Genomic DNA, 18,017 nt, shown 5'->3' with positions numbered 1-18,017 from the left:
ACGGCTTGACCCGTCAAACGTTCCTACGCCGCCGCGTCGCTGGCTGCTTCCGACAGGAAAGTAAAGACATAGTCCGAGAAGGAACGCCAGCACTCGACCCGGAAAGCGTCGGCTGCCGTGCGCAACAGCAGGATTTCGCACTTGCCGAGAATGGTGCGCGACGCCGCGCCCACCGGAAAAGCCTCGAGCGACAAATCCTGCGGGCAGCCTGCATTGATCGCGGCGGCAGCCGCCGGGCCGGTGACGGCGAAGGCGACGTTGCGGTGCGAGATGCCGACCGCCGAATGCAATGCGGCAACCCCAGCACGATCGGCCAGCGGATCCTTGCCAGCCTCATCGATAACCAGCCACTCGTCAGGGCCAAGCCACAGCGCCGTGCGCCCTGTCTTCGACGCCGAAGTTTTCGGCTGCTTCGGCAAGGTCAGGCCGAGCGCCTTCGACAGCGCCGCGACGGAAGCCTCCGGCGCGCGCAGCGACATGCGCTCCGCCGGCGGCAGCACCTCGACCTTGACATCCGTTGCGGAAACGACGCGTTCAGCCAGGGCCGGGCGGCGCTCGACCGACGGCGCTGCAGCTGGGGCCGTCTTCTTTGCAGCAGCCTTAGCCATTGAGGCGCCCTCCCGTCTCGTCGAAGAACACCATGCCGGTAACCTCCACTTCGATCATCCCGTTCGGCATCGGCACATAGAGCGTGTCGCCCATCCGGTCGCGCCCGCCGGCAACCAGCGCCAGCGCGATCGAGCGACCGCAATTTTCCGACCAGTAGCTGGATGTGACGTGACCGATCATCTTCATCGGGATCGCCTGCTTCGGGTCGGCGACGATCTGCGCGCCTTCCTCAAGCACCACTTTCGGGTCCTTGGTCTTCAAGCCGACCAGCTGCTTGCGGCCCTTGGCGACCAGATCGGGCCGCGTCAGGCCGCGAATGCCGACGAAATCGGTCTTCTTCTTGCCGACCGCCCAGTCGAGCCCGGCATCGTTCGGCGTCACCGTACCGTCCGTGTCCTGCCCGACGATGATGTAGCCCTTTTCGGCGCGCAGCACGTGCATGGCCTCGGTGCCGTAGGCAGTAGCGCCATGCTTCTGGCCTTCGGCCCACAGCGCTTCCCAGACCGCCTGGCCGTGATCAGCCGGCACGTTGACTTCAAAACCGCGCTCGCCGGTGAACGACATGCGAAACAGCCTGGTCGGCACGCCGCAGATCTTGCCTTCGCGCACCGACATATGCGGCAGCGCCTCGTCCGACATGTCGATGCCTTCGACCAGCGGTGCAATGATGTCTCGCGACTTCGGCCCCTGCACGGCGATGACCGCCCATTGCTCGGTTATCGAGGTCAGCCAGACATTCAGATGCGGGAACTCGGTCTGGAGATAGTCCTCCATATGGTTCATGACGCGCGGCGCGCCACCCGTCGTGGTCGTCACATGAAAACGGTCCGGCGCCAGCCTGCCGACGACGCCGTCATCATAGATGAAACCATCCTCGCGCAGCATGATGCCATAGCGGCAGCGGCCGGGCTCAAGCTTCTCCCACGGATTGGTGTAGAGCAGTTCCATGAACCTGGCCGCATCCGGCCCGACCACTTCGATCTTGCCCAGCGTCGAGGCGTCGAACAGGCCGGCATTGCTGCGCACAGCGACGCATTCGCGGTCGACCGCCTTGTGCATGTCCTCGCCGGGTTTGGGGAAATACCAGGCGCGCTTCCACTGGCCGACATCTTCGAACACGGCGCCTTGCGCTTCGGCCCAGGGATGGATCGCGGTCTTGCGTGTCGGGTCGAACAGCGGACCGCGCGAATGGCTGACGATCGCGCCGAAAGTAACAGGCGTATAGGGCGCGCGGAATGTGGTCAGCCCGACCTCGGGGATCGGCTTGCCAAGCGTCTCGGCGGCAATCGCCAGGCCGTGCATGTTGGAGGTCTTGCCCTGGTCGGTCGCCATGCCGTTGGTGGTGAAGCGCTTGACGTGCTCGATCGAGCGCATGCCTTCATGCACCGCCTGGCGGATGTCCTTGGCGGTGACGTCGTTCTGGAAATCGACGAAGGCCTTGACCGTCTTGTCCGGCCCGGCGCCGGGCGCCGCGCCCAGCATGCCGCGCGACCAGCTTTCCGACGCGTCGACCTTCGGCTTAACGCCCTTGGCCACTTTGCCGCCCGCATCCTTCGCCGCCTTGGCGCCGGCTGCATAGGCTTCGTCGATCGACGCCGAGAGCCCATCCGTACCGTTGCAGGCGCCGACCGAAACGCAGTCCTGCGCATAGATGCCCGGCACGAAGCGCTTGGTCTCGTCATTGAAGGCGACCTTGCCGCGCGACTGCGAGAACAGATGCACCGACGGCGTCCAGCCGGCCGACATCAGGATGGCGTCGACCGGAATGGTGCGCTCGCCGCCGCCATTCTTCGGCTGCACCGTCATCGAGGTCACGCGCAACTTGCCGCCGGCGCGGATCACCGCGCGGCCGAAATTGACCTCGATGCCGAGCGCCCTCGCCTCGTCGATCACAGGTCCGGTCGGATGGTCGCGCAGGTCAACGATCGCCGCCACGTTGACGCCGGCCTTCTTCAGGTCGATCGCGGCGGAGTAGGCCGAGTCATTGGCGGTGTAGACGCCGACATTTTTGCCGACCGCGACACCGTACTGGTTGAGATAAGTCCGCGCCGCCGAGGCCAGCATGATGCCGGGCCGGTCATTGTCGGCAAACACCATGTGGCGTTCGATGGAGCCGGTCGCCAGCACCACGCGCTTGGCGCGGACCTGCCACAGCCTTTCGCGCGGCAGATCGCGGCCGGGGTTCTGCAGATGGTCGCTGACGCGCTCGACCAGGCCGACGAAGTTCTGCGCGTAATAGCCGAACGCCGTCGTGCGCGAGAGCACACGGACATTGTCCATGGCGGCAAGCTTGGCTACCGCTGCTTGCGCCCAGCCAAAGCCGTCATGGCCGTCTATCCTGGCGCCGCTCTCGAAGCGCAGGCTGCCGCCGAAGCTGGCCTGTTCATCGGCGAGGATGACACGCGAGCCGGTTTCGGCAGCGGCGAGCGCTGCCGCAATGCCGGCCGCACCGCCGCCCAGCACCAGTACGTCGCAATGCGCATAGCGCGAGGAATAATGGTCGGGATCTGACTTGTCAGGCGAAACGCCGAGGCCGGCCGCGGCGCGGATCTTCGGCTCGTAGAGGCTCTTCCAGGCTGCCTTCGGCCACATGAAGGTCTTGTAGTAGAAGCCGGCCGAAAACAGCGGCGATGCCAGATCGCTGACCGCGCCGACATCGAAGGCGAGCGAGGGCCAGCGGTTCTGAGATTGGGCGACAAGCCCGTCATAAAGTTCCTGCACGGTGGCGCGGATGTTGGGCGCCTTGCGTGCCGCGTCGCGCTTGACCTCGACCAGCGCATTTGGCTCTTCCGCTCCGGCCGACAGGAAGCCGCGCGGACGGTGATACTTGAACGAACGTCCCACCAGATGCACGCCATTGGCAAGCAGCGCCGAGGCCAGCGTGTCGCCTTCGATGCCGGTGTAAGACTGGCCGTCGAAAGAGAACCGCGCGGTCTTGGCCTGGCTGAGACGGCCGGCGCTCGGAATGCGGAACGCGCCGCTCATTTGGAAGCCATTTCGTTGGAGTTTTTGGGCAGCTTGGACGGTTTCGGCTCGCCGGCTTTGTAAGTCATGACGAACTTGTCGGTGACGGTGTCGCGCACCGCGTTGAAGAAACGCGCGCAGCCATGGATGTGGCGCCAGCGCTCATAGATGATGCCCTTGGGGTTCGAGCGGATGAAGAAGAACTTTTCGAAGTCGTCGTCGCTCTCGCCCGCCATGTTGGCCGAACGCGCAATATGCGCCTCGCCGGCGTTACGGAACTCGAGCTCCGGGCGCTCTTCCTCGCAATAGGGGCAGCGGATGAGAAGCATTATCGTTCGTTCCTACAATTCGCCGTGGCCGACATGCGCGCCGGCCGGTTGGTTGCAAAGCCTCTGGCCCATCGCCGCAAAAGGCGCGACGAGCCGAATGCGCTCCTCTACACTTGCGGCGGGGCGAAACAGCTCGCGATACGCCATGTTGCCGATCGTGAGCTGAAACGGATCGGTCGTTACGATGACGCTGCGCGCATCGAATGTGTCGTCCTCGCCGAGATCGGAGGGCCTGTTCTCCATGAAGATGACCACCTTCTGGCCACCGCTCCACACGCATGCCAGAATGCCGGCGTCGATCGAAAACGGCCAATTGGCTTCGTTGCCGGCGCGGCTGATCGGCTGCGTCCGCACCTCGTCCGGTGACGGAAAATGGAACAGGTCCTGCTCCCCCGCCAGCACCAGCGGCACCGCTACAGCCAGTTCCACCATCATCAGTGCGCCACCGCCGCCGCTGCTGCCTCGTCGATGAGGCGCCCGGTGCGGAAGCGCTCGATGGTGAAGGGCGCGTTGATCGGATGCGGATCGTCCTTGGCAATCGTGTGGGCAAAGACATGGCCTGAGCCGGGCGTTGCCTTGAAGCCGCCCGTGCCCCAGCCGCAATTGACATAGAGGCCTGATACCGGCGTCTTGGCCAGGATCGGCGAACGGTCGGGCGTCACGTCGACGATGCCGCCCCACGAGCGCAGCATCTTCATGCGGGTGAAGATCGGGAACATCTCGCAGATGGCGTCGAGCGTGTGCTGCAGGATATGCAGGCCGCCGGTCTGCGAATAGGAGACATACTGGTCGGTGCCGGCGCCGATCACCAGCTCGCCCTTGTCGGACTGCGAGATGTAGGCGTGCACCGTGTTCGACATCACCACGCAAGGCACCACCGGCTTGACCGGCTCCGACACCAGCGCCTGCAGCGGATAGCTTTCCAGCGGCATGCGCACGCCCGCCATGTTCATGATCACCGAGGAGTGGCCTGCAGCCACCACGCCGACCTTCTTGGCGCCGATGAAGCCGCGCGTCGTGTCGACGCCCATGACCGCGCCATTGGCCGCCCGCTTGACGCCGGTGACCTCGCAATTCTGGATGATGTGCACGCCGCGCGCCGAAGCGCCGCGCGCATAGCCCCAGGCCACCGCATCGTGACGCGCCGTGCCGCCTCGCCGCTGCAAGGCGGCGCCGACGACGGGATAGCGCGCCTGCCTGGAAATGTTGAGCGGCGGGCAGAATTCCTTCGCCTGCTCAGGCGTCAGCCATTCATTGTCGATGCCGTTGAGACGGTTGGCATGGACATGGCGCTTCAGCACCTGGATGTCGTGCACATTGTGCGCCAGCATCATGACGCCGCGCGCCGAATACATGACGTTGTAGTTGAGTTCCTGGGAGAGCCCATCCCACAGCTTCAGCGCATGGTCGTAAATGCCGGCGCTCTCGTCGTAAAGGTAGTTGGAGCGGATGATGGTGGTGTTGCGCCCGGTGTTGCCGCCGCCTAGCCAGCCCTTTTCCAGCACCGCGACATTGGTGATGCCGTGCACGGTGGCGAGATAGTAGGCGGTGGCCAGGCCATGACCGCCGGCGCCGACGATGATGACGTCATATTCCTTCTTCGGCTCCGGCGAGGACCATTGTTCCTCCCAGCCCTTGTGGCCGCGCATGGCCTCGCGGGCGATGGCGAATACCGAATATTTTTTCAACGTTCCAGCCTCGCAAATGGCGATGGGGTATTTTACGCAGCCCCGGCGCGCGAGGTGTATCACTAGCGAAACGGCGCTTCCACCCTTGCGCTGTTTGCGACGGCGCTTGCCGTTTTGCGCCGCGGTGGAAAAGACCTGCCCGGGCTGGCAGGCATGGCTGCGTTCGGACACACTGGCGATCGCGAGACTCTGGAGGACGGATATGGGCAACGCCTGGTGGAATCTAACCTTGCGTTTCCTGCTGGAACTTGCCGCCTTGCTTGGCCTCGGCTTTGCCGGCTGGAGCCTCTCCGGCGGATGGTGGCGCTGGCTCTTCGCCTTGGCCTTGCCGTTCATTGCAGCTGCGCTGTGGGGAACCTTCGCGGTGCGCGGCGATCCGAGCCGGTCCGGACGCGCGCCGGTTCCTGTACCAGGCGCAGTCAGGCTGGTGCTTGAACTGGCCATCCTGTTTGGCGGTGCAGCCGGATTCTATGCCGCCGGTCACACAACCACGGGCGTTGTCATCACGCTGCTCATCGCCATCAGCTACGCATTTTCGCTCGATCGCCTCGGCTGGCTGCTGAAGCAATAGTCCGGCGCGCGGCGCTTGTGCCGCTGCGAAGCCATTCAGCAAGTCGAGCACGTATCGGGTGGCTAGCACCGTCCCGAACTGCGATCAACATCCCGGGTGCCGGCACAGCCGGCGCGATGAAAGGATGCAAAAAATGTTCGCACTCACCAATAAAATAGCGATCGTCACCGGCGCCAGTTCCGGCATCGGCCGCGCCACCGCAAAACTCTTCGCCGAAGAAGGCGCCAGGGTCGTCATCGCCGCCCGCCGCCAGGCCGAACTCGATGCGCTGGTCGTCGAAATCGAGGACGCCGACGGCACGGCAGTCGCGCTTGCCGGCGATGTCCGCGACGAAGCCTATGCAAAAGCCCTCGTCGATCTCGCCGTCGAAAAATTCGGCGGGCTCGATATCGCCTTCAACAATGTCGGCTCCGTCGGAACGATGGGTCCGATTTCGGAACTGTCGCTGGACGGATGGCGCGAGACGCTCGACGCCAATCTGACCAGCGCCTTTCTCGGCGCGAAATACCAGGTGCCGGCGATGGTCGAACGCGGCGGCGGATCGCTGATCTTCACCTCGACCTTCGTCGGTCACACAGTCGGCATGCCGGGCATGACCAGCTATGCCGCCAGCAAGGCCGGACTGATCGGCCTGACGCAGGTGCTGGCCGCCGAATACGGCCCCAGGGGCGTGCGGGTCAACGCGCTGATGCCGGGTGGCACCGACACCCCGTCGGCAACATTCAAGACGCCGGAATCACGCGCTTTCGTGGAAAACCTGCATGCCTTGAAACGTGTCGCTGTGCCTGAAGAGATCGCCCGCGCTGCGCTCTTCCTGGCATCGGATGCGTCGAGCTTCACCACAGGATCGGCGCTGTTTGCCGATGGCGGCGTCTCGATCACCCGGACGTGAAGCATTTCGCGGGTCATCGCCCGCGCCGATCAGCCATAGAACCCGAAACCGGACTTGCTTTTTCCTCGCGATTTGGCGATTCGGTTTCGGGTGAGGAGGACGGACATGCTGCTGATCAGGACCTATGTCGCCCAGAGCGCAATCGAAGGCGTCGGCGTGTTCGCCGCCGAGCCGATCAGGAAGGGCGCCTCGATCTGGCGGCTCGATCCGGATTTCGACCGGCTGATCCCGACGGACAAATACGAGGCGGCGCCGCCGCACCTCAAGGAATTGCTCGACCGCTATGCCTATCCGAGCCCCGACCGTCCCGGCTTCATGGTCTATGAAGTCGATAATGGCCGCTTCATGAACCACGCCGAGCGGCCGAACACGGATTTTTCGCAATATGGCGGCGCCACCGCCACTCGAGATATATCAGCCGGCGAGGAAATTACCTGCGATTACGGCGAATTCTTCGAGGATTTCGCACGGCTCCATCTGGCCAGCGCCTAGTTGGCCCCCTATCTCGGGGCTGCCGTGGCAAATTGGCGGTTGTCCTTCATTTCCAGTGTGGACAGCGCGGCCTGATTCTGCTATCAGCCGCCACAATTCGTGGTGTAAAGCGCCGCGGAGGCATGTGGCTATGGTCACTTGCCTGTTGATATCAAACCCGAAAGACAGGATTGCCCGTGCAGGTACTCGTCCGCGACAATAACGTTGATCAGGCGCTTCGCGCTCTCAAAAAGAAGATGCAGCGCGAAGGCATTTTCCGCGAAATGAAGATGCGCGGCCATTACGAGAAGCCTTCCGAGAAGCGCGCCCGTGAAAAGGCCGAAGCCGTTCGCCGCGCCCGCAAGCTGGCCCGCAAGCGCGCCCAGCGCGAAGGCCTGCTGCCGATGACGCCGCGCCCGGTTGCTGCCGGCGCCGCCGGTGGTCCTGGTGGTGCTCCGCGTCCGCCGCGGTTCTGACGCCAATTTTTCGTCCTTTTCGAAGGATACTCTGAGGTGGCGCGATGCGGAATCGCCGCCACCTTTTTGTTTGGAGCGCCGCCATTCTGTTGGAGGCCGTTCCCTTGAACGCGCAAACGGCGTTCTAGATTTTGTTACGACAATCTGTGACCCGGCCCGGAGGGGGACCTGGACGGCGCGGCTGAAGTGAGGACAGGGCAGACATGAACGCAATCGGCGTAGAGCGCAAAACCACAATGCGCGGTTTGGCCCTGGCGGCAGCCCTGATGTCCGGCCTGGTGCTTGCCGGTTGCCAGAGCGTTCCGACCGGCGAATTCAACAACATCGACAAGGCGCAAGGCTCAAGCGAGAACATCTCCTCGCTGTCGGCGGTGATCCAGCGCAATCCGCAGGATCCGGAAGGCTACAATGTGCGCGGCTCGGCCTATGGCCGTGGCGGCCAGTACCAGGCGGCGCTGAAGGATTTCGACACCGCCATCCAGCTCAACCCGAATTTCTACCAGGCCTATTCGAACCGGGCACTGATCCAGCGCTTCCTCGGCAACCAGGCGGCCGCCCTTGCCGACTACAACCGCTCGATCCAGATCAATGCAAATTATGACGCCGCCTATATCGGCCGCGGCAACCTCTATCGCAAGGCCGGCCAGACCCAGCAGGCCTTCAACGATTTCCAGAAGGCGATCCAGCTCGACACCACGGATGCCCGCGCCTATCACAATCGCGGCCTGATCTATCAAAGCCAGGGCCAGCACAAGTTTGCCATCGAGGATTTCTCGACCGCCATCTCCCTGGCGCCGGACGCGGCCGAACCCTATAACGGCCGCGGCCTCTCCTATCTCGCCATGAATGACGAGGACAACGCCTTCTCCGACTTCAACATGGCCATCAAGCTCGACGGCAAGAACGCCGAAGCCTGGTCCAACCAGGCGCTGATCTACGAGCGCCGCGGCGACAAGGTCAAGGCCTCGAAGGCCTACCGCGAAGCCGTCCATCTCGACCCGACCTACCAGCCGGCCAAGGACGGCCTGTCGCGCACATCGGGCGCCACCGCCGGCTGAGATGCAGCCGGCGCGCCGCCATCGGCGGCCTTTTATAACAACGTTCTATTCCTGATGCAGTGCGCCGCGTGAGCGGTTTCTCCCAAGGGAAAGCGCAGAGCGCTTCCCCTTGAGATTGCGTATCCAGAAAACCCCACTATCACCCAATCTTAACCACCAGGGGCAAAGCGTTAACCCCTGCCTTGATCGCGCCAAGTTTTCAGCGGAACGCTCCGGGCCATTCAACCGTTGTTGAAGGCATTTTCGAAAGGACTGACCCATGATCAAGAAAATCATCTGTGCCGCGGCACTTGCCACGACGCTGCTTGCCGTTCCCGCCAGCGCCGGCAAGCTTCAGCTCGGCACGCTCGATTGCACCATCGACGGCGGCGTCGGTTACGTCATCACGTCGAACAAGGGCGTCGACTGCACGTTCCGCCCTTATCACCATGGGCCGTCCGAGAAATACACGGGGATGATCTCCAAGCTCGGCGTCGATCTCGGCCAGACGCATCAGGGCCAGCTGGTGTGGGCGGTTCTGGCCGCCACCCGCGGCCATGACGAGGGCGACCTTGCCGGCCATTATTACGGCGTCAACGCCGAGGCGAGCGTGGTGACCGGCGGCGGCGCCAATCTGCTGGTCGGCGGGCTGGACGGCGCCTTTGTGCTGGAGCCGCTCAGCGTCCAGGCGCAGACCGGCGTCAATGTAGCGGTCGCCGTGACCTCCCTGGAGCTGATCCACTCGTTCAAATAAGCATGGGCAAATAAGGATCGACTGATCCCTCTACGCGCGGCGCGGAACAGGTTACTGTTTCGCGCCGCATGCTTTTTGGGGGATCCGCCGTGCTGAAACCAGCCATCGCCGCCGCTATCACCATCATCTGTACCGCCCAGGCCCAAGCGCAAGGCCAGGGTATCGAACTCGGTGTGCTCGATTGCGCCATCGGCGGCGGCACCGGCTTCATCTTCGGCTCCAGCAAGGATCTGAGCTGCACCTTCACGCCGGCCGACAAGAGCTTTTCGCCGGAAGCCTATTTCGGCGCCGTCAACAAATACGGGCTCGACATCGGCACCACCAAGCAGACCGTCATGCAATGGCTGGTGCTGACGCCGCTGAGGAACATCTATGCGCCCGGCGCGTTGGCCGGCGACTATATCGGCGCCAGCGCCGAAGTGACCGCGGCGGTCGGCGCCGGCGCCAATCTCCTGGTCGGCGGCTCCTCGCAGGCCTTCACCCTGCAGCCGCTCAGCCTGCAGACGCAGACCGGTATCAACATTGCGATCGGCGTCAGCCAGTTTCAGCTGCGCAGCATTGAGAACTGACCGGCGCATCAAGCGGAGAGGCTTCCGGCCAATCTCGACCGTTTGCACTTCGATAAAAAGCCACTTGAGCTCAACTGCGCTTGAGGTTTTACAACTCGCCTGACTGAAACAGCGCGCATGGCCCCGCCGGAAAGCCTGACTGGCTTCTGGCGCCATGCGCCGGCATCGAGATATGCAAAGGCAGGGTAAAAGAATGACTGGAATCACCAGCAACAAGGTCGACTGGCGGGCATTGTGGGCAAGCGGCGACCTCGCGCGCTTCTGCTTCATCAGCCTCGGCATCCTGCTGCACGCCACCAACGAGACGATGGTGGCGACGGTCATGCCGGCCATGGTCGGGGACCTCGCCGGTGTGCAGTTCGTCGGCTGGTCGCTGGCCGTCTACGAGCTCGGCGCCATTGTCGCCGGCGCAGCGGCCGGGCGGCTGGTCAGCTATGTCGCTCTACGCTCCAACGTCACGGTCGCCGCCCTGCTCTATGCCGTGGGCGCACTGATCTGCGCCACCGCGCCGTCCATGCCGGTGTTTCTTGGCGGCCGTCTGGTCGAGGGTCTCGGCGGCGGTGCGCTGGTGTCGCTGGCCTTCGTCTCGGTCGAGCGGCTGTTTAACCGCAGCATCTGGCCACAGCTGTTCGGCATAATGTCGGCGATCTGGGGCGTCGCCGCATTCAGCGGCCCGATGCTCGGCGCGATCATGGTCGAGCTCCTGTCCTGGCGCTGGGCCTTCGGCGTCTTCGTGCTGGGTGGCATTGCCATGGCATCGGCAAGCTTCATCGTCCTGAACACGCCGGAAGCGGCGAAGCCGCAGGCGGCCGCCGGCACATCGCCGCCCTTCCCCTATGCAGCACTTGGCTGCCTCGCCATCGCCGTCGTGCTGATCGCCACCGCAGGCGTCGACGTCGCCTTGCTGCGCTCGTCGCTGCTGCTGGCCCTCGGCCTCGCCGGCCTGGCGCTGTTCGTTTTCGTCGACGCCATGAAGCCGCAATCGCGACTGTTCCCGTCGGGCCTGTTCTCATGGCGCTCGCCGGTCGGCAGCGGCATGAGCATGGTTGCCGCCTTCTCGGTGGCGACAGTCTCTTTTTCCATCTACGGGCCGCTTCTGCTTACCACGCTGCACGGCATCCCGATCCTGACCACAGGCTACATCATCGCCGCCGAATCGATCGCCTGGTCGATCCTGTCGATCGCCGTCGCCAATGCGCCGCTGCAGCGCGAACGGCAGATCCTCGTCATCGGCGCGCTGATGATTGCAGCCGGCCTCGCGGGTTTCGCCTATGCCATCCCCGCCGGCTCGATCCCGCTGATCCTGCTCTGCGCTTTGTTGCAAGGCGGTGGCTTCGGCGTGTCATGGCCCTTCCTGACCCGCATCATCGTCGCCTCGGCCCGCGGCGGCGAGCAGACGATCGCCTCGGCCGCCGTGCCGACCATGCAGCGCATCGGCTACGCCGTGGGCGCCGCCATGGCCGGCATCATCGCCAATGCCAGCGGCTTTTCGGACGGACTGAACCGCGAGGCAGCAGCGCACGTCGCCGGCTGGCTGTACCTGGCCTTCGTGCCGCTCGGCATTGTCGGTTGCCTGGCGGCGTTGAAGATGGCTTTGGAGGCACGCCGGCCGCAACTGGCGCCAGGCTGAGGGCACGGCCGATCGAGAATTTGGCGACAGCATTCCGCCGGCGCTGTCGGCGTCAAATGCCCTCGGCCACAAGGCTGCTTGCAAGACCATGGCCTGCCCGATTGCGGAACCGGCGGCCGCTCAGGCTTGCAAACGCTCGGCGATGAGCGCGGCGAGCCGCGCCGCCACCTCGCCCTTGCCCATCTCAGGCCATTCCTCGACACCGTCCTTCGAGACGATGCGCACCTTGTTGCGGTCGCCGCCCATGACGCCGGTGGGGCCGACGCCGCTTTCATGCGAGACATCGTTGGCGACAATGAAATCGGCGCCCTTCTTCTTCAGCTTGGCCTCGGCATTCGCAATCAGGTCCTGCGTCTCGGCGGCGAAGCCGACAACCAGCCCCGGCCGTTGCCCGTGATGACCAACACTGGCGAGAATGTCGGGGTTTTCGACCATTTGCAGCGCCGGTGGGCCCTGGCCCGCCACCTTCTTGATCTTCTCGCCGGCCGTGCCAGCGGTGCGCCAGTCGGCGACGGCAGCTACGAAGACCGCGGCGTCCGCCGGCAACAACTGTTCGACGGCCGCCTTCATCTCGGCCGCGGTCTCGACATGTGTCGTCACAACGCCGGCCGGATCGGCAATGCTGACCGGACCGGAGACCAGGCGTACATCCGCGCCCAGTCTCGCCAGCGCTGCCGCAATCGCATGGCCCTGCTTGCCCGAAGAGCGGTTGGCGATGTAGCGCACCGGGTCGATCGGCTCATGCGTCGGCCCCGAGGTGACGATGATCCTGCGGCCGGCCAGCGGCTTCGGCCTGCTGTCGAGCAGTGCCTCGATCACTGCCACGATCTCCAGCGGCTCGGCCATGCGGCCCTCGCCCGCCTCGTTGCTCTCGGCCATCTCGCCCCTGGCCGGGCCGACGAAGGCGATGCCATCCTTGGCGAGCGTCGCCCGGTTGCGGCGCGTCGCGGCATGCGACCACATTTTCGGATTCATCGCCGGCGCCATCAGCACCTTCTTGTCAGTGGCGAGCAGCACCGTCGAGGCCAGATCGTTGGCGTGGCCGTTGGCGAGCTTGGCCATCAGATCGGCGGTGGCCGGCGCCACCACCAGAAGGTCGGCCTCGCGCGACAAGCGGATATGGCCGACATCGTGCTCGTCATTGAGGTGGAACAATTCGCTGAAAACATGGTCGGCCGAAAGCGCGCCGACCGAAAGCGTGGTGACGAACTCCTGCGCCGCCGATGTCATCACGACGCGCACCGCCGCACCGCGCTCGCGCAGCCGGCGGATCAGGTCCAGCGCCTTGTAGGCGGCGATGCCGCCGCCGATGATCAGCAGGATGCGCCTGCCGTCGAGGGTTTTGTGCGTTTTTGTGGATTGACCACGCTGGGGCAGATCGATGTCAAAACCTCCATGAGGCTCAACCAAGCGGCGGATTGTTGCATAGAGGGTTTCGCTCTCGGGCATGCCGGCTTCCGCCGACAGCACGCTTTTGGCAAGCGCATCACGCGCCTCTTCCTCCATCGACACCCCGCGCGCCGCAGCGCGCTCACGCAATTTCTGCTTCACGTCGTCAGCTAGATTGCGGACAGTAATGGTGCCCATGACTTGCTCCGCGACATCAATAGCGCGACTGCAACGCTAGCACCACGGTTGCTAGCGTTGCAAGCGATCAGAGCAGCTTCCACGCGATATACACCAGCGTCAGCGCGATCACCCATAGCGCCAGCCGGCCCGAGCGGGTGTAGCGCGCTTCGGCCTTACCGATGGCGCGCGATGTCGCTTCGTTGAAGCGGAGGCCGTGCTCCGCCATAAAATCGATCTCGCGTGACAGCCGCTCGGTGCGGGCGGCAAGGTCCGGCGCCTGGCGGGCGAGCGCCAGCAGCGCCTTGGCGCCGTCGCGCGCGTCCATCAGCAGCCCGCTCGGCCCGAGGTTGCCGGCGATCCAATGGCCGACCACCGGCTCGGCCGTCTTCCACATGTTGAAGGCCGGGTCGAGGGTGCGCGCGACCCCTTCGACCACCACCATGGTCTTCTGCAACAGGATCAGTTCCGATCGCGTGGCCATATCGAACAGTTCGGTGACCTCGAACAGCAGCGTCAGAAGCTTCGCCATCGAGATGGTCTCGGCCGGCTGGCCATGGATCGGCTCGCCGATGGCGCGGATCGCCTGCGCGAAAGCCGCGACATTGTGCTGACGTGGCACGTAGCCGGCCTCGAAATGCACCTCGGCGACGCGCAGATAGTCGCGCGTGATAAAGCCGTAGAGGATTTCGGCGAGGAACCGGCGCTCCTTCTTGCCGAGCCGTCCGGCAATGCCGAGATCGACGGCGACGATATTGCCATTGGCCTCGACGAACAGATTGCCTGGATGCATGTCGGCATGGAAGAAGCCGTCGCGCAGCGTGTGACGCAGGAACGACTGGATCAGGTTGGTGGCGATCGCCTTCAGATCGTGCCCCGCCGCCGCGAGGCCGGCGATGTCGTTCATCTTGACGCCGTCGACCCATTCCATGGTCAGCACATCGCGCCCGGTGCGCTCCCAGTCGACCGACGGCACGCGAAAGCCCGGATCGTCCTTGGTGTTTTCGCCAAGTTCCGAAAGCGCTGCCGCCTCGAGCCTCAGATCCATCTCGATCTTGGTGGTTTGCGCCAGCGTCTCGGTCACCTCGACCGGCCGCAGTCGGCGCGACGACGGAATGTATTTCTCCTGCAGCCGGGCGGCGAGGAAATAGCTTTCGAGATCCTGGAAGAAGCGGCGCCGCACGCCAGGCCGGATCACCTTCACCGCCACCTTGATATCGACACCGTCATGCACGGCTTGCGCGGGATGAACCTGGGCGATGGAGGCCGCCGCGACCGGCCCGCCGAACTGCGTATAGAGTTCGCCGATCTTGCGCCCGAGCGAGCCCTCGATCGCCGCCACCGCTTCCGCCTGCGAAAAAGTGTGCATCTTGTCCTGCAGCATGGCGAGGTCGAGCGCCATGTCGTTGCCGACGACATCAGGCCGCGTCGCCAGGAACTGGCCGAGCTTGACGTAGGAGGGTCCGAGCCGGACCACCGCCTTGGCCAGCCGGTCGCTGCGCTCATAAGCGAGCGCGCGGCGGCGGGTAAACAGCCGCGCCATGCGCCAGCCGAATTTCGGCAGGCCGCTGAGTTCGTCGCCCGGCAGTGCTGCGATCACGCCCTCGCGGACCAACACCCAGCCGGCCCGTGCGAGCCGAAAGGCGGCGCCGACGCTGCTCATCGTCTACCCTGCTGCTGCAAACTGTCCGGCCTCAAAGCTTCCAGCCCGAATGAAGCGCTGCGATGCCGCCGGAATAGTTGCGGAACGACACGCGCTCGAAGCCCGCGCGGGTGATCATGGCAGCAAAGTTCTGCTGATTGGGAAATTTGCGGATCGATTCGACCAGGTAGGAATAGGGTTCGCCCTCGCCCGTCACCATCTTGCCGATCTGCGGAATGGCGTTGAACGACCAGGCTTCGTAGACCTTGTCCAGCAGCGGCATCTCGACCTCGGAAAACTCCAGGCACAGGAACCGTCCGCCGGGCTTCAGCACGCGAAAGGCTTCCGTCAGCGCGACATCGATGCGCGGCACGTTGCGGATGCCGAATGCGATGGTGTAGGCGTCAAAGGTGCTATCGGTGAAAGGCAGTTCCTCGGCATTGGCCTCGACGAAATCGGTGTTGCCGGACAGGCCCTTTTTCTCCGCGCGGTCACGGCCGACGCTAAGCATCGAGCCGTTGATGTCGAGCACCGTGGCATGCGTGTTGCCATGGCTGGCGTCTACAATGCGGAAGGCGATGTCGCCGGTGCCGCCCGCCACGTCAAGCACTTTCCAGCCCGGACGTTTCGGCGGATTGAGCCATGTCACCATGGCATCCTTCCACAGCCGGTGCAGCCCGGCCGACATCAGGTCGTTCATCAGGTCGTAGCGGTTCGCCACCTTGTGGAAAACCTCATTGACCAGAGGCTGCTTGTCGCCTGGCCCTACCTTCTTGAAACCATAGGAGGTTTCCATGCCGCCCGCGGCCGTGGTTCTCTCAACTGACATTATTTTGATCCGTCATAAAACCGGCGGGACCATAGCCGATCGATGGTGCGGGCGCTATTGTTTAAGGCGCGGTGTTCGGCCGCGCTTCCAGGTGGTGGGCTTTACGGCCTGGACTGATGAGACGGGATAACTGCATGCCTTTGAAAGCAGAACTGCACTGCCACATCGAGGGGGCAGCGGCGCCCGAACTCGTCATCCGTCAGGCGCAGAAATACGGCAAGGACACCTCGCCCTATATCCAGAACGGCTCCTTCGTCTGGCATGATTTCACCTCGTTCCTGGCGGCTTATGATTTTTCCGCCGACCTGTTCCGCACCGAGGAGGATTATGCCCGCCTCGCCGACCATTATCTGACCAGCCTTGCCCGCGACGGCGCCATCTATTCCGAGGTCTTCACCTCGCCCGACCATGCCGTCAGGGCCGGCCTGTCGCCCAAGGCCTATACCGATGCGCTCGGCGAAGGCATGCTGCGCGCCAAAGCCAAGACCGGCATCGAGGGCCGCATGATCGTCACCGGCGTACGCCATGTCGGCGTCGAATCGATCGAGCAGGCGGCGCGCTTTGCGGCGCGCTGCGGAAATCCGCTGGTCACCGGCTTCGGCGTCGCCGGCGACGAGCGCATGGGCGAGATGGAGGATTATGTCAGGGCCTTCGAGATCGCCCGCGAAGCCGGCCTCGGCATCACCATCCATGCCGGCGAGCTGACCGGATGGGAGACGGTGCAGGCCGCACTCGACCATATCCGCCCGTCGCGCATCGGCCATGGCGTGCGCGCCATCGAAAACCCCGATCTGGTGCGGCGCATCGCCGATGAGGGCATCGTGCTGGAATGCTGCCCCGGCTCCAACATCGCGCTCAAGGTCTACGACAGTTTCGCCGATCACCCTTTCCCTGCGCTGCAGGCAGCCGGCTGCAAGGTGACGCTGAATTCTGACGACCCGCCCTATTTCTGGACTTCGCTGAAGCGCGAATACGACATCGCCGCCGAGCACTTCGCCATGAACGAAAAGGCGCTGGCCGCCATCACCCGGACCGCGATCGAGGCGGCTTTCGTCGACAGGAAGACGAAAAGCGCGCTGCTTGCCCGGCTCGATGCGAAGAGGTGAATGGTGAATGGTGAATGGTGAATGGTGAATGGTTTGCCGGCTCTTCGGCCTGTCAACCGCAATGATCGATCCATCGGGACTCGCAAACCTGCTCACTATTCACTATTCACTATTCACTATTCACTGGAGCAACCCATGCAGGGCGTCACCGTCGTCGACCACCCGCTTGTCCAGCACAAGCTCACCATCATGCGCAAGAAGGAGACGTCGACCGCCGGTTTCCGGCGGCTGCTGCGCGAGATCTCGCTGCTGCTCGGCTACGAGGTCACCCGCAACCTCGAACTGACGACGACGACCATCGAAACGCCGATGGAAACCATGGAAGCGCCGACGCTGGAGGGCAAGAAGCTGGTCTTCGCCTCGGTGCTGCGCGCCGGCAATGGCCTGCTCGAAGGCCTGCTCGACTTGGTCCCGGCGGCCCGCGTCGCGCATGTCGGCCTCTACCGCGATCACGAAACGCTGGAGGCGGTGGAATATTTCTTCAAGGCGCCGAGCGATCTCGCCGACCGGCTGGTGATCGTCGTCGATCCGATGCTGGCGACCGCGAACTCGGCCATCGCGGCCATCGACAAGCTGAAGGAGCGCGGCGCCACCAACATCCGCTTCCTTTGCCTGCTGGCGGCGCCAGAAGGCATCGAGCGCTTCACCAAGGCGCATCCGGATGTCCCGGTCTTTACCGCTTCCATCGACCGCCAGCTCAACGAGAAGGGCTACATCATGCCCGGCCTCGGCGATGCCGGCGACCGCATGTACGGAACCAAATGACGGCGGCTGGCAAGGCCAGCTGACATCCAGTCGTTTACCGCCCGTTTACGCAAAGCCGCGGTTTCGGGTTGGCGTTAAAGCGGCAAACACCATGTGCGCACGAGAATGGGCCTTCACGA

At 64.1% G+C, this 18,017-nt stretch carries 18 protein-coding genes; 10 read left to right on the top strand and 8 right to left on the bottom strand.

Translation table 11 applies throughout. The annotated features are described in order from the left end of the window. Nucleotides 1-23: 23 nt before the first annotated feature. The 5 genes from NKL06_RS22250 to NKL06_RS22230 are packed head-to-tail and all read right to left on the bottom strand — an operon-like array spanning nucleotide 24 to nucleotide 5,590. Nucleotides 24-608, bottom strand: coding sequence for a sarcosine oxidase subunit gamma (locus NKL06_RS22250; RefSeq protein ID WP_023691852.1), 585 nt, complete (start codon nucleotides 606-608; stop codon nucleotides 24-26). After that, a complete protein-coding gene (locus NKL06_RS22245) occupies nucleotides 601-3,594 on the bottom strand; it encodes a sarcosine oxidase subunit alpha (RefSeq protein WP_023807230.1) in 2,994 nt (997 codons plus the stop codon). Before NKL06_RS22245 ends, NKL06_RS22250 begins: the two co-directional genes overlap by 8 nt. Then, the gene (locus NKL06_RS22240; RefSeq protein ID WP_023683197.1) at nucleotides 3,591-3,902 is read right to left on the bottom strand and encodes a sarcosine oxidase subunit delta; all 312 of its coding nucleotides are present in this window, start codon (nucleotides 3,900-3,902) and stop codon (nucleotides 3,591-3,593) included. Before NKL06_RS22240 ends, NKL06_RS22245 begins: the two co-directional genes overlap by 4 nt. 12 nt (nucleotides 3,903-3,914) lie before the next feature. Next, entirely contained in the window at nucleotides 3,915-4,337 is a 423-nt protein-coding gene (locus NKL06_RS22235) for a hypothetical protein (protein ID WP_023686459.1), read from the bottom strand. Then, nucleotides 4,337-5,590, bottom strand: coding sequence for a sarcosine oxidase subunit beta (locus NKL06_RS22230; RefSeq protein ID WP_023686460.1), 1,254 nt, complete (start codon nucleotides 5,588-5,590; stop codon nucleotides 4,337-4,339). The genes NKL06_RS22235 and NKL06_RS22230 overlap by 1 nt, the downstream gene beginning before the upstream one ends. Between NKL06_RS22230 and NKL06_RS22225 the strand changes: the two genes are divergently transcribed. The 8 genes from NKL06_RS22225 to NKL06_RS22190 all read left to right on the top strand — a co-directional run bounded on the left by NKL06_RS22225 (nucleotide 5,565) and on the right by NKL06_RS22190 (nucleotide 11,990). Further along, nucleotides 5,565-6,161 carry a YrdB family protein gene (locus NKL06_RS22225; RefSeq protein ID WP_245261282.1) on the top strand — a complete coding sequence of 199 codons (597 nt, stop codon included), beginning with the start codon at nucleotides 5,565-5,567 and terminating at the stop codon, nucleotides 6,159-6,161. The two genes, NKL06_RS22230 and NKL06_RS22225, sit on opposite strands and share 26 nt — an antisense overlap. Nucleotides 6,162-6,294: 133 nt before the next feature. Then, nucleotides 6,295-7,053 carry an SDR family oxidoreductase gene (locus tag NKL06_RS22220; RefSeq protein ID WP_023671140.1) on the top strand — a complete coding sequence of 253 codons (759 nt, stop codon included), beginning with the start codon at nucleotides 6,295-6,297 and terminating at the stop codon, nucleotides 7,051-7,053. 105 nt (nucleotides 7,054-7,158) lie between these two features. Next, nucleotides 7,159-7,545: an SET domain-containing protein gene (locus NKL06_RS22215; protein ID WP_023686461.1), complete on the top strand. Its 387-nt coding sequence runs from the start codon at nucleotides 7,159-7,161 to the stop codon at nucleotides 7,543-7,545. 176 nt (nucleotides 7,546-7,721) lie between these two features. Continuing rightward, on the top strand, nucleotides 7,722-8,000 hold the full coding sequence (gene rpsU, locus NKL06_RS22210; protein WP_023671138.1) for a 30S ribosomal protein S21: 279 nt from the start codon (nucleotides 7,722-7,724) through the stop codon (nucleotides 7,998-8,000). 203 nt (nucleotides 8,001-8,203) lie between these two features. Further along, entirely contained in the window at nucleotides 8,204-9,058 is an 855-nt protein-coding gene (locus NKL06_RS22205) for a tetratricopeptide repeat protein (protein WP_023686462.1), read from the top strand. 259 nt (nucleotides 9,059-9,317) lie between these two features. Then, nucleotides 9,318-9,791: a DUF992 domain-containing protein gene (locus tag NKL06_RS22200; RefSeq protein ID WP_023671136.1), complete on the top strand. Its 474-nt coding sequence runs from the start codon at nucleotides 9,318-9,320 to the stop codon at nucleotides 9,789-9,791. Nucleotides 9,792-9,880: 89 nt separating this feature from the next. After that, a complete protein-coding gene (locus NKL06_RS22195; RefSeq protein WP_023671135.1) occupies nucleotides 9,881-10,360 on the top strand; it encodes a DUF992 domain-containing protein in 480 nt (159 codons plus the stop codon). A gap of 193 nt (nucleotides 10,361-10,553) precedes the next feature. Continuing rightward, entirely contained in the window at nucleotides 10,554-11,990 is a 1,437-nt protein-coding gene (locus NKL06_RS22190) for an MFS transporter (protein ID WP_023691853.1), read from the top strand. Nucleotides 11,991-12,110: 120 nt separating this feature from the next. Here the strand turns inward: NKL06_RS22190 and coaBC are convergent, their stop codons facing one another. From coaBC to ubiE, 3 genes are all read right to left on the bottom strand, one after another. Continuing rightward, nucleotides 12,111-13,577 carry a bifunctional phosphopantothenoylcysteine decarboxylase/phosphopantothenate--cysteine ligase CoaBC gene (gene coaBC, locus NKL06_RS22185; protein ID WP_023691854.1) on the bottom strand — a complete coding sequence of 489 codons (1,467 nt, stop codon included), beginning with the start codon at nucleotides 13,575-13,577 and terminating at the stop codon, nucleotides 12,111-12,113. A gap of 67 nt (nucleotides 13,578-13,644) precedes the next feature. Beyond that, nucleotides 13,645-15,219, bottom strand: coding sequence for a 2-polyprenylphenol 6-hydroxylase (ubiB, locus tag NKL06_RS22180; protein ID WP_023691855.1), 1,575 nt, complete (start codon nucleotides 15,217-15,219; stop codon nucleotides 13,645-13,647). 31 nt (nucleotides 15,220-15,250) lie between these two features. Then, the gene (gene ubiE / locus NKL06_RS22175; protein ID WP_023691856.1) at nucleotides 15,251-16,027 is read right to left on the bottom strand and encodes a bifunctional demethylmenaquinone methyltransferase/2-methoxy-6-polyprenyl-1,4-benzoquinol methylase UbiE; all 777 of its coding nucleotides are present in this window, start codon (nucleotides 16,025-16,027) and stop codon (nucleotides 15,251-15,253) included. 134 nt (nucleotides 16,028-16,161) lie between these two features. Between ubiE and NKL06_RS22170 the strand changes: the two genes are divergently transcribed. Together NKL06_RS22170 and upp are read left to right on the top strand one after the other, a co-directional pair. Next, entirely contained in the window at nucleotides 16,162-17,133 is a 972-nt protein-coding gene (locus tag NKL06_RS22170) for an adenosine deaminase (RefSeq protein WP_023691857.1), read from the top strand. A 135-nt stretch (nucleotides 17,134-17,268) separates the two neighbouring features. Beyond that, nucleotides 17,269-17,898: a uracil phosphoribosyltransferase gene (gene upp, locus NKL06_RS22165; RefSeq protein ID WP_023671129.1), complete on the top strand. Its 630-nt coding sequence runs from the start codon at nucleotides 17,269-17,271 to the stop codon at nucleotides 17,896-17,898. The last annotated feature ends 119 nt before the right edge of the window (nucleotides 17,899-18,017 follow it).

The organism is Mesorhizobium sp. C268A (genome assembly GCF_040324475.1).
Classification (GTDB): Bacteria; Pseudomonadota; Alphaproteobacteria; order Rhizobiales; family Rhizobiaceae; genus Mesorhizobium.
Note: the sequence above shows the minus strand (reverse complement) of the source record. Positions and strands in the feature narration are given on the sequence as shown.

What these genes read in the sequence shown, in the direction of transcription:
- NKL06_RS22250 (WP_023691852.1), bottom strand. Translation starts at nt 608, where the DNA reads ATGGCTAAGGCTGCTGCAAAGAAGACGGCCCCAGCTGCAGCGCCGTCG.
- NKL06_RS22245 (WP_023807230.1), bottom strand. Translation starts at nt 3,594, where the DNA reads ATGAGCGGCGCGTTCCGCATTCCGAGCGCCGGCCGTCTCAGCCAGGCC.
- NKL06_RS22240 (WP_023683197.1), bottom strand. Translation starts at nt 3,902, where the DNA reads ATGCTTCTCATCCGCTGCCCCTATTGCGAGGAAGAGCGCCCGGAGCTC.
- NKL06_RS22235 (WP_023686459.1), bottom strand. Translation starts at nt 4,337, where the DNA reads ATGATGGTGGAACTGGCTGTAGCGGTGCCGCTGGTGCTGGCGGGGGAG.
- NKL06_RS22225 (WP_245261282.1), top strand. Translation starts at nt 5,565, where the DNA reads ATGGCGAATACCGAATATTTTTTCAACGTTCCAGCCTCGCAAATGGCG.
- NKL06_RS22220 (WP_023671140.1), top strand. Translation starts at nt 6,295, where the DNA reads ATGTTCGCACTCACCAATAAAATAGCGATCGTCACCGGCGCCAGTTCC.
- NKL06_RS22215 (WP_023686461.1), top strand. Translation starts at nt 7,159, where the DNA reads ATGCTGCTGATCAGGACCTATGTCGCCCAGAGCGCAATCGAAGGCGTC.
- NKL06_RS22205 (WP_023686462.1), top strand. Translation starts at nt 8,204, where the DNA reads ATGAACGCAATCGGCGTAGAGCGCAAAACCACAATGCGCGGTTTGGCC.
- NKL06_RS22200 (WP_023671136.1), top strand. Translation starts at nt 9,318, where the DNA reads ATGATCAAGAAAATCATCTGTGCCGCGGCACTTGCCACGACGCTGCTT.
- NKL06_RS22190 (WP_023691853.1), top strand. Translation starts at nt 10,554, where the DNA reads ATGACTGGAATCACCAGCAACAAGGTCGACTGGCGGGCATTGTGGGCA.
- coaBC (WP_023691854.1), bottom strand. Translation starts at nt 13,577, where the DNA reads ATGGGCACCATTACTGTCCGCAATCTAGCTGACGACGTGAAGCAGAAA.
- ubiB (WP_023691855.1), bottom strand. Translation starts at nt 15,219, where the DNA reads ATGAGCAGCGTCGGCGCCGCCTTTCGGCTCGCACGGGCCGGCTGGGTG.
- ubiE (WP_023691856.1), bottom strand. Translation starts at nt 16,027, where the DNA reads ATGTCAGTTGAGAGAACCACGGCCGCGGGCGGCATGGAAACCTCCTAT.
- NKL06_RS22170 (WP_023691857.1), top strand. Translation starts at nt 16,162, where the DNA reads ATGCCTTTGAAAGCAGAACTGCACTGCCACATCGAGGGGGCAGCGGCG.
- upp (WP_023671129.1), top strand. Translation starts at nt 17,269, where the DNA reads ATGCAGGGCGTCACCGTCGTCGACCACCCGCTTGTCCAGCACAAGCTC.